This window comes from Azorhizobium sp. AG788 (assembly GCF_943371865.1).
Classification (GTDB): domain Bacteria; phylum Pseudomonadota; class Alphaproteobacteria; order Rhizobiales; family Xanthobacteraceae; genus Azorhizobium.
Window position 1 is genome coordinate 37,535 of record NZ_CALRWL010000050.1, and the last position, 9,333, is coordinate 46,867.

The 9,333-nt window shown below is 67.9% G+C and carries 8 protein-coding genes; 7 read left to right on the forward strand and 1 reads right to left on the reverse strand.

The window, feature by feature from the left end; all coding sequences use genetic code 11:
* Positions 1–185: 185 nt before the first annotated feature.
* The gene (locus tag AAG816_RS22390; protein ID WP_341991906.1) at positions 186–1,667 is read left to right on the forward strand and encodes a PAS domain-containing methyl-accepting chemotaxis protein; all 1,482 of its coding nucleotides are present in this window, start codon (positions 186–188) and stop codon (positions 1,665–1,667) included.
* Between the two features lie 72 nt (positions 1,668–1,739).
* On the opposite strand, the gene AAG816_RS22395 is transcribed toward AAG816_RS22390, so the two are convergent.
* Positions 1,740–2,651, reverse strand: coding sequence for a LysR family transcriptional regulator (locus AAG816_RS22395; protein WP_341991907.1), 912 nt, complete (start codon positions 2,649–2,651; stop codon positions 1,740–1,742).
* Between the two features lie 127 nt (positions 2,652–2,778).
* Here AAG816_RS22395 and AAG816_RS22400 point away from each other — a divergent pair, with 127 nt between their 5' ends.
* The 6 genes from AAG816_RS22400 to AAG816_RS22425 all read left to right on the forward strand — a co-directional run bounded on the left by AAG816_RS22400 (position 2,779) and on the right by AAG816_RS22425 (position 9,173).
* Positions 2,779–4,275 carry a CoA-acylating methylmalonate-semialdehyde dehydrogenase gene (locus AAG816_RS22400; protein ID WP_341991908.1) on the forward strand — a complete coding sequence of 499 codons (1,497 nt, stop codon included), beginning with the start codon at positions 2,779–2,781 and terminating at the stop codon, positions 4,273–4,275.
* 70 nt (positions 4,276–4,345) lie between these two features.
* Positions 4,346–4,570 carry a hypothetical protein gene (locus AAG816_RS22405; RefSeq protein WP_341991909.1) on the forward strand — a complete coding sequence of 75 codons (225 nt, stop codon included), beginning with the start codon at positions 4,346–4,348 and terminating at the stop codon, positions 4,568–4,570.
* Positions 4,571–4,951: 381 nt separating this feature from the next.
* Positions 4,952–6,094 carry an isobutyryl-CoA dehydrogenase gene (locus tag AAG816_RS22410; protein WP_341991910.1) on the forward strand — a complete coding sequence of 381 codons (1,143 nt, stop codon included), beginning with the start codon at positions 4,952–4,954 and terminating at the stop codon, positions 6,092–6,094.
* Positions 6,095–6,121: 27 nt separating this feature from the next.
* Positions 6,122–7,015, forward strand: coding sequence for a 3-hydroxyisobutyrate dehydrogenase (gene mmsB / locus AAG816_RS22415; protein ID WP_341991911.1), 894 nt, complete (start codon positions 6,122–6,124; stop codon positions 7,013–7,015).
* A 137-nt stretch (positions 7,016–7,152) separates the two neighbouring features.
* A complete protein-coding gene (gene mnmA, locus AAG816_RS22420; RefSeq protein ID WP_341991912.1) occupies positions 7,153–8,325 on the forward strand; it encodes a tRNA 2-thiouridine(34) synthase MnmA in 1,173 nt (390 codons plus the stop codon).
* Positions 8,326–8,531: 206 nt separating this feature from the next.
* A complete protein-coding gene (locus tag AAG816_RS22425) occupies positions 8,532–9,173 on the forward strand; it encodes a class I SAM-dependent methyltransferase (RefSeq protein WP_341991913.1) in 642 nt (213 codons plus the stop codon).
* Positions 9,174–9,333: the final 160 nt, after the last annotated feature.

Sequence of the window (9,333 nt, forward strand, 5' to 3'; positions counted from 1 at the left end):
GGCCCGCAGGTCATGCGGACCCGCGCCGAGGGCCGGGCGGGGCGGCAGCCGGTGCGGGATCAATCCGTCAACGCATTGTATCGAGCGCGGGGCGCACGCTTGGCGTGTTCGGCCGCAGGCCTGAAGCAAGGTCGGGGGCTTATCTTCGGGAGAAGCCTCCGGTTCATCGGCAGAGATCGACAGTCATGTTTAGCGTTGGTAGCGGTAATGAATCCCAGCTGAAGCTGGCGGCGCTCGACAAGGCCCTGGCGGTCATCGAGTTTTCCCCGTCGGGGGAAATCCTGACGGCGAACGCGAACTTCCTCAAGGTGGTCGGCTACGACCTCGCCGAGATCAAGGGCCGGCATCACAATCTGTTCGTGGAGCCGGCCTATCGCGACAGCGCCGCCTATCGCGAGTTCTGGCGGCGGCTGGGGGCGGGCGAGTTTCAGGCGGCGGAATATCGCCGCATCGCCAAGGGCGGCGCCGAGATCTGGCTGCAGGCCACCTACAATCCGTTGATCACGCACGCCGGCAAGGTGCTGAAGGTGGTGAAGTTCGCCGCCGACATCACCGCGCAGAAGCTGCGCAACGCCGAGTTCCAGGGCCAGGTGGAGGCCATCTCCAAGTCGCAGGCGGTGATCCATTTCGCCCTCGACGGCACCATCCTGGACGCCAATGAGAATTTCCTCGCCGCCGTGGGCTATGGCCGCGAAGAGATCGTGGGCAAGCACCACAGCCTGTTCGTGGTGCCCGGCGAGCAGGACACTCCGGCCTATCGCCAGTTCTGGGACGCGCTGCGCGCCGGCACCTATCAGGCGGCGGAGTACAAGCGCGTCGGCAAGGGCGGGCGCGAGGTGTGGATTCAGGCCACCTACAACCCGATCTTCGATCCCGACGGCCGCCCGTTCAAAGTGGTGAAGTTCGCCACCGACGTGACCGCGGACGTGCGCGAGCGCAACACCCGCGCCGGGGTCCAGAAGGACATCGACACCGAACTCTCCATGATCGCGGACGAATTGACCGAGGCCAATCATCAGGCCGCCGCGGCGTCCGCGGCCACCAATCAGACCGCCGCCAACGTCAAATCCGTGGCCGCCGGGGCCGAGGAACTGGCCACCTCGGTGGAGGAGATCAGCCGGCAGGTGCGCCAGTCCAACGATCTGTCCGCCGCGGCCGTGGAGCAGGGCAATCGCACCAACCAGATCGTCGGCAGCCTCAGCGGGGCGGCGCAGAAGATCGGCCATGTGATGGAGCTGATCAATTCCATCGCCGGCCAGACCAACCTCCTGGCGCTGAATGCCACCATCGAGGCGGCACGGGCCGGGGCGGCGGGGCGCGGCTTCGAAGTGGTGGCCTCGGAGGTCAAGAGCCTGGCGGGCCAGACCTCCAAGGCGACCAGCGAAATCGCCGAGCAGATCAACGCGGTGCAGCAGGCGACCCGCGACGCGGTGGCGGCCCTGGACACCATCACCGGCTCCATCAGCGAACTCAGCAATATCTCGTCCATCATCGCTGCGGCGGTGGAGGAGCAGACGGCGGTGACGCGGGAGGTCTCCGCCAACATGCAGACCGCCGCCCAGGGCATCGAAATGGTGCAGCAGAACATGACCGCCATTGCCGCCTCCACCGAGCATGTGGAAGCCGCCACCCGCAAGGTGCGCACCGCATCGGCGAGCCTCGCCTGAGGCGCTGCCGTGCCGCGCCCGGCCCGCGCTCCTGGCGGGCCGGCCGGCGCCGCCTGCCCCTGATGCCGGCGTTCAGAACACCATGGGCAGGAAGCGGGCCTTGGCCTCGCTCACCTGCCCGGCGATGAAGTCCGCCGCCGCCCGCACCCGCGCCAGATCGCGCATGTCGGTGTGGGTGATGAGATAGAAGGTGCGGGTCAGCGACACCTCCTGCGGCAGGATCGGCACCAGATCCTCCTGCCCGTCGCCCATGAAGCAGGGCAGCACGCACACCCCGGCCCCGGCGCGGGTGGCCATCATCTGGGCAATGAGGTTGGAGCTTTTCAGCCGCGCCTTCAGATCGCGCGAGATCAGCGGCACATAGTCCAGCTCCGGCGCATAGATCAGGTCATCAATATAGCCGATGAAGGCGTGGCGGGGCAGGTCGCCCGGTGCGGTGATGGGGCCGTGGCGGGCCACATAGTCCCGCGACGCATAGAGCCTCAGCCGATAGTCCGTGAGCTTGCGGGCATGCAGTCGGCCTTCCTTCGGGCGCGACAGCGAGATGGCGATGTCCGCCTCGCGCTTGGACAGCGAAAACGTGCGCGGCATGGCCAGCAGCTGGATTTCCAGCCCCGGATGCAAAGCGGAGAACGCCCCCAGCCGCGGCGCCAGGAACATGCTGCCGAACCCGTCCGGCGCGCCGATGCGCACGCTGCCCGAAATGCCCATGTCCGCCCCGGCGATATCCCCCAGCGCCCCCAGCGCCAGGCTCTCCATGGCTTCCGCCGAACGCAGCAGCAATTCGCCCTGGGCGGTGAGGGCGAAGCCGGCGGGGCGGCGGTCGAACAGCTTCGCCCCCAGCGCCCGCTCGAGAGCGGCGATGCGGCGGGACACGGTGGAATGCTCCACGGCGAGCGCCTGGGCGGCGGCGATCAGCTTGCCGCTGCGCGCCACCGCCAGGAAGAAGCGCAGGTCCGACCATTCGAAGTCCGCAGCCTTCATGGCGATCGTCTCTCGAGCCTATCGAAAATCGCACAGACTTCGTGCACAAATTGCCCTGGTGGTGCAAAAAAAGCCAGTGCATTGTGCCGGCCAACCAAAACACGTCATCTCAGGGAGAGACCGCATCATGCGCGATATCGGCCATTTCATCGGCGGCAAGCACGTTCCCGGCACCTCCGGTCGCTATAGCGACGTCTGGCAGCCCATGACCGGCGAAGTGGTCGGCCGGGTGGCGCTGGCCTCCTCGGCCGAAATGCGCGCGGCGGTGGAAAACGCCAAGGCGGCGCAGATCGGCTGGGCCAACACCAATCCGCAGCGCCGCGCCCGCGTGCTGATGCGGTTCCTGGAACTGGTGCAGCGCGACTATGACGCCTTGGCCGAACTGCTGGCCCGCGAGCATGGCAAGACCATTCCCGACGCCAAGGGCGACATCCAGCGCGGGCTGGAGGTGATCGAGTTCGCCGTCGGCATCCCCCATCTGCTGAAGGGCGAGTTTTCCGACAGCGCCGGCCCGGGCATCGATGTCTATTCCATGCGCCAGCCCTTGGGCGTGGTGGCGGGCATCACCCCGTTCAACTTCCCGGCCATGATCCCCATGTGGAAGTTCGGCCCGGCCATCGCCTGCGGCAACGCCTTCATCCTCAAGCCGTCCGAGCGCGATCCCGGCGTGCCCATGCGTCTGGCCGAACTGATGATCGAGGCCGGCCTGCCCGCCGGCATTCTCAATGTGGTCAATGGCGACAAGGAAGCGGTGGACGCGATCCTGGACGATCCGGACATCCAGGCGGTGGGCTTCGTCGGCTCCTCGTCCATCGCCCAGTATATCTATTCGCGCGCGGCGGCGACGGGGAAGCGTTGCCAGGGCTTCGGCGGCGCCAAGAACCACATGATCGTCATGCCCGATGCGGACATGGACCAGGCGGTGGATGCACTGATCGGCGCCGGCTACGGCTCGGCGGGCGAGCGCTGCATGGCCATTTCCGTGGCGGTGCCGGTGGGCGAATACGCTGCCGAGAAGCTGCTGGAAAAGCTGGTGCCCCGCGTGGAAGGCCTGCGCATCGGCCCGTCCACCGACATGACCGCCGACTTCGGCCCGCTGGTGACCCGCGAGGCGCTGGAGCGGGTGACCAATTATGTGGGCATCGGCGTGGAGGAAGGCGCCAAGCTGCTGGTGGATGGCCGCGGCTTCAAGCTCCAGGGCTATGAGAACGGCTTCTATCTGGGCGGCTGCCTGTTCGACCATGTGACGGCGGACATGCGCATCTACAAGGAAGAGATCTTCGGCCCGGTGCTCGCGGTGGTGCGGGCCAAGGACTACACCGAGGCGCTGCGCCTGCCGTCCGAGCATGAATATGGCAATGGCGTCGCCATCTTCACCCGCGACGGCGATGCCGCCCGCGATTTCGCCTCCAAGGTGAACGTGGGCATGGTGGGCATCAATGTGCCGATCCCGGTTCCGATCGCCTACCACACCTTCGGCGGCTGGAAGCGCTCCGGCTTCGGCGATCTCAACCAGCACGGGCCGGACGGGGTGCGCTTCTACACCAAGACCAAGACCGTGACCTCGCGCTGGCCCTCCGGCGTCAAGGACGGCGCCGAGTTCGTCATCCCCACCATGGGGTGAGCGGGACGTTCGGTTCGGGCGTGTGCTAGGCTTTTATGCCGAGCAACGCCCGCCTTCGGAAGGGACCGCCATGGCGCAGCCCGTGAACCGGAGCCTTTACGACGACGCACTGCGCTTCTTCGAAGCGCGGGCGCGCCAGAATGGCACCACGGCTGAGATCGAGCTGGACAGGATGACGGCGCTCGGGCGTCCCTATACGCCCGAGGAGCGCGTGGCTGTGTCGAGATACACCCGTGCGTTCACGAAACCCTCCCGCCCGTTGACCCTCGATGAGATCCGGGAAGGCCTGGAATGAGCACGCTCTTGGCCGGTGCGCGTGTCGCCCGTGAGGGGATCTCCCCTCAGCGGCTCGGTATTCGGCGGCTCGGTGATGCCGGAGGTGGGCGGCGGACCTTGTGCCCGTGCCCGGCCGTTTCACCCCCCTCCCTGCCCTCCCCCGCAAGGGGGGAGGGTTGCCGTCCGCGCGCCGAGACGTTTCGCCCCATGACGCTCGCTCACGGGGACGCTCGCTCACGGGACGGCCACTCACTTCCCACCCCCCGAGCGGCCCGCGTGCCGCGCCCCCTCCCCCCTTGCGGGGGAGGGCTGGGGAGGGGGGTGAAACGCTCTCCACACCAAGCGTTCAGACCGTTCCAGCCACCACCGCTCCTGCATCTCTCCCCATGGCGGCCCTGACATGTTCGAACTGACCGAAGACCAGATCGCCATCCGCGACATGGCGCAGACCTTCGCCAATGCCGAGATCGCCCCCCATGCGCTGCAATGGGATGACGAGGCCTATTTCCCCATCCCGACGCTCAAGGCCGCCGCCGCGCTGGGCATGGCGGGCATCTATGTGCGGGACGATGTGGGCGGCTCGGGCCTGTCGCGGCTGGACGCCACGCTGATCTTCGAGGCGCTGGCCACCGGCTGTCCGGCCACTTCGGCGTACCTGTCCATCCACAATATGGTCGCCTGGATGATCGACCGCTTCGGCGCGCCCGAGCAGCGCAGCTATTGGCTGCCCAAGCTGTGCGCCATGGATCTGGTGGCCAGCTATTGCCTCACCGAGCCGGGCTCCGGCTCGGACGCGGCGGCGCTGAAGACCCGCGCGGTGCGGGACGGCGATCATTATGTGCTGCATGGCGAGAAGCAGTTCATCTCCGGGGCCGGCGCGTCCGATCTCTATGCGGTGATGGTGCGCACCGGCGGCGAGGGGCCGTCGGGCATCTCCACACTGCTGGTGGAGGCGGGCACGCCGGGCCTGTCCTTCGGCGCCAATGAGAAGAAGATGGGCTGGAAGATCCAGCCCACCCGCGCGGTGATCTTCGACGGCGTGCGGGTGCCGGTGGCCAACCGCCTCGGTGCCGAGGGCGAGGGCTTCAAGTTCGCCATGGCCGGTCTCGACGGCGGGCGGCTCAACATCGCCGCCTGTTCGCTCGGCGGGGCGCAGGCGGCGTTCGACAAGGCGCTGACCTATGCGAGCGAGCGCAAGGCGTTCGGCAAGGCCATCAACCAGTTCCAGGCGCTGCAATTCAAGCTGGCGGACATGGAGACCGATCTGGAGGTGGCCCGCACCTTCCTGTGGCGCGCCGCCGCCGCGCTGGATCGCGCCGACCCCAAGGCCACAAGGCTGTGCGCCATGGCCAAGCGCTTCGTCACCGATGCCGGCTTCGAGGTGGCCAACCAGGCGTTGCAGCTGCATGGCGGCTACGGCTATCTGGCTGATTACGGCGTCGAGAAGATCGTGCGCGACCTGCGGGTGCACCAGATCCTCGAAGGCACCAATGAAATTATGCGGGTGATCATTGCCCGCGCCCTGGTGGCGCGCGGCAACTGACGGCCTGGCCCTTTTCAGGAGAATGACATGGCGACGATCGGCTTCATCGGACTGGGCAATATGGGCGGGCCCATGGCGTCCAATCTCACCAAGGCGGGCCACACGGTGGTGGGCTATGATCTCTCGCTCTCGGCGCTGGACGCGGCGGTGGCCCGCGGCCTGAAGCTGGCCGGCAGCGCCGCCGATGTGGCGGCGCAGGCGGATGTGGTCATCACCATGCTGCCTTCCGGCCGCCATGTGGTGGGGGTGGCCACCGGCCCCGACGGCGCCTTTGCCGCCGCCCGCAAGGGCACGCTGTTCATCGACAGCTCCACCATCGATGTGGAAAACGCCCGCGCCTTCCACGCCGCCGCGCAGGCCGTCGGCCATGTGAGCCTGGATGCGCCGGTGTCCGGCGGCGTGTCGGGGGCCGAGGGGGCGACCCTCACCTTCATGTGCGGCGGGTCGCCGGAGGCGTTCGCCGCCGCCCAGCCGATCCTCGCTCTCATGGGCAAGAAGATCGTCCATTGCGGCGATGGCGGCGCCGGACAGGCGGCCAAGATCTGCAACAACATGATCCTGGGCATCTCCATGATCGCGGTGTCGGAAGCCTTCGTGCTGGGCGAGAAACTGGGCCTGTCGCATCAGGCGCTGTTCGACGTGGCCTCCACCTCGTCCGGCCAATGCTGGGCGCTCACCACCTATTGCCCGGTGCCCGGTCCCGTGCCCACCAGCCCGGCCAATCGCGACTATCAGCCGGGCTTTTCCGCCGCCCTGATGCTGAAGGATCTCAAACTCTCCCAGGAAGCCGCCAGTCATGCGGGCGCCGCCACGCCGCTGGGGGCCACCGCCGCCGGGCTCTATGCGGCGTTCGAGGGCGAGGGAAATGCCGGCAAGGATTTTTCCGGCATCGTCGAATGGGTGCGCGCCCGCACCAAATGAGCGGGGCAAAGACGCCGATGGGGACAAGCCTCCCGCCCGTTTGACCCCAGCTATGCGGCATGAGAATTGCGTCGGCGGCATTGCACCCTATATTAGGTGCGGCGCCGCTGGCGGCGTCGTGCCGAAAGAGCCGCCTCGTGCTTCCAGACATTGCCGACATCGGGACCGATCCCGCTTCCACCCGCGTGGTGGTGGCCATGTCCGGCGGGGTGGATTCCTCCGTGGTGGCGGGCGTGCTCGCCCGCGCCGGCTTCGATGTGGTGGGCGTCACCCTCCAGCTCTATGACCAGGGCGAGGCCGCCCAGCGCAAGGGCGCCTGCTGCGCCGGCCAGGACATTTATGACGCCCGCGACGTGGCCGACCGGCTCGGCATTCCCCATTATGTGCTCGATTATGAAAGCCGCTTCCGCGAAGAGGTGATCGAGCGCTTCGCCCAGAGCTATGCCTCCGGCTTCACCCCCATTCCCTGCGTGGACTGCAACCGCACGGTGAAGTTCCGCGATCTGTTGGCCACGGCGCAGGATCTCGGCGCCTCGGTGCTGGCCACCGGCCATTATGTGGCCAGCCGCGGCCTGCCTGATGGCCGCCGCGCCTTGTTCCGCGCCGCGGAAGAGGGCCGCGACCAGAGCTACTTCCTCTACGCCACCACCGAGGCGCAGATCTCCCGGCTGCGCTTTCCGCTCGGCAGCATGAAGAAGAGCGACGTGCGCGCCTTGGCGGTGGAACTGGGCCTGCCCATTGCCGACAAGCCGGACAGCCAGGACATCTGCTTCGTGCCCGGCGGCGATTATGCCGAAGTGGTGGAGCGCCTGCGCCCCGAGGCCGGGGAGGCCGGCGACATCGTCCATCTGGACGGCCGCACCCTCGGTCGCCATCGCGGCGTGATGCATTACACCATCGGCCAGCGCAAGGGCCTGGGCATTTCCACCCCCGAACCTTTGTTCGTCGTCGCCATCGATGCCGCCCGCCGCGAAGTGCGGGTCGGCCCGCGCGAGGCGCTGGCGGTGCGCACCATCCATCTCTCCGACATCAACTGGCTGGGCGACATGCCTTTGGCCCGCGCCTGCGCCGAGGGGCAGGAGGTGCATGTGAAAGTGCGCTCCACCCGCCCGCCCACCCCGGCCCATCTGGGCCTGTCGGCGGCGGGCGCGCCGGTGGTGCATCTGCTGTTGGGCGAAGAAGGCGTTGCACCGGGGCAGGCTTGCGTGTTCTACGATGCGGCGAGCGGCGCCGCCCGCCTTCTGGGCGGCGGCACCATCCAGCGCGCCGAAGGCGCCGCAGGAGGCCTGCTGCGCGCCCAGGTGGCGTGACGGTCGGCGTGCCAGGTGAGATCAGGGCCGGTTGCACCGGATCCCGCCGCTCCGGCGGCATGAGGATCGGGCAGCGGCAAGACGATTTGGACCCGGTTCCATGGTTCGCATCTGCGGCCCTGGGGGCGGGTTTTGTCTGGGCAGACGGGAGCGCGTGCCGGAGTGTCCGGCCGTCCTCCCGGTCGTGAGGCTAGGATAGGGCAGGGATGGCCGTCCAATACGATCTCGAAGGTCAGAAGCGGGCCTATGCCAAATGGGCGCCGATCTATGACAAGGTCTATGTGAAGCTGCTGGCGGATGCCCAGCGCAAGGCGGCCGCTGCGGCTTCCGCCTGCGGTCCGGAGATCCTGGAGGTGGGTGTCGGCACCGGTCTGGTGCTGCCCTATTATCCCAAGGGCTGCCACGTCACCGGCATCGATCTGTCGTTCGACATGCTGGAAAAGGCGGTGGAGAAGAAGCGCTTCCGCCAGCTCTCGCAGGTGGGCCTGCTGGCCGCCATGGACGCGTGCGCCCTGGGCTTTGCCGACGCGCGCTTCGATGCCATCACCGTGCCGTTCGTCATCACCTTGGTGCCGCACCCCGAGCGGGCGCTGGACGAGATGCGCCGGGTGCTGAAGCCCGGCGGCGAGATCATCATCGCCTCCAAGCTCGGCGCCGATGCCGGTCCTGCCATGCATGTGGAAAGCGCCTTGGCGCCGCTGGTGAAGAAGGTGGGCTGGAGCATCGCCTTCAAGGCCGGCCGCCTGCGCAAATGGGCGGCGCGCCATCCGGACATGTCGGTGGTGGAGATTTCTCCGGTGTTCCCGGTGGGCTTCTTCAAGCTGGTGCGGATCAAGAAGGCGCTGTGAGGGCGGCTTCCCGGCCGACCTTCTGCTATCGCGCCCGTGTGGCGCGCGGGCACGGCTTCCCTCTCCCCTGACGTTCCCTCCGCTTGCGAACCCGCTCCCCCTCTGGCGCAGGCTCCTCCCCCCTTGCGGGGGAGGGCAGGGAGGGGGGTGAACCGGCCGG

Excerpts from the sequence above, each read along its gene's own strand:
- mmsB (WP_341991911.1), top strand. The coding sequence starts at position 6,122 with ATGGCGACGATCGGCTTCATCGGACTGGGCAATATGGGCGGGCCCATG.
- AAG816_RS22395 (WP_341991907.1), bottom strand. The coding sequence starts at position 2,651 with ATGAAGGCTGCGGACTTCGAATGGTCGGACCTGCGCTTCTTCCTGGCG.
- AAG816_RS22410 (WP_341991910.1), top strand. The coding sequence starts at position 4,952 with ATGTTCGAACTGACCGAAGACCAGATCGCCATCCGCGACATGGCGCAG.
- AAG816_RS22400 (WP_341991908.1), top strand. The coding sequence starts at position 2,779 with ATGCGCGATATCGGCCATTTCATCGGCGGCAAGCACGTTCCCGGCACC.
- AAG816_RS22405 (WP_341991909.1), top strand. The coding sequence starts at position 4,346 with ATGGCGCAGCCCGTGAACCGGAGCCTTTACGACGACGCACTGCGCTTC.
- AAG816_RS22390 (WP_341991906.1), top strand. The coding sequence starts at position 186 with ATGTTTAGCGTTGGTAGCGGTAATGAATCCCAGCTGAAGCTGGCGGCG.
- AAG816_RS22425 (WP_341991913.1), top strand. The coding sequence starts at position 8,532 with ATGGCCGTCCAATACGATCTCGAAGGTCAGAAGCGGGCCTATGCCAAA.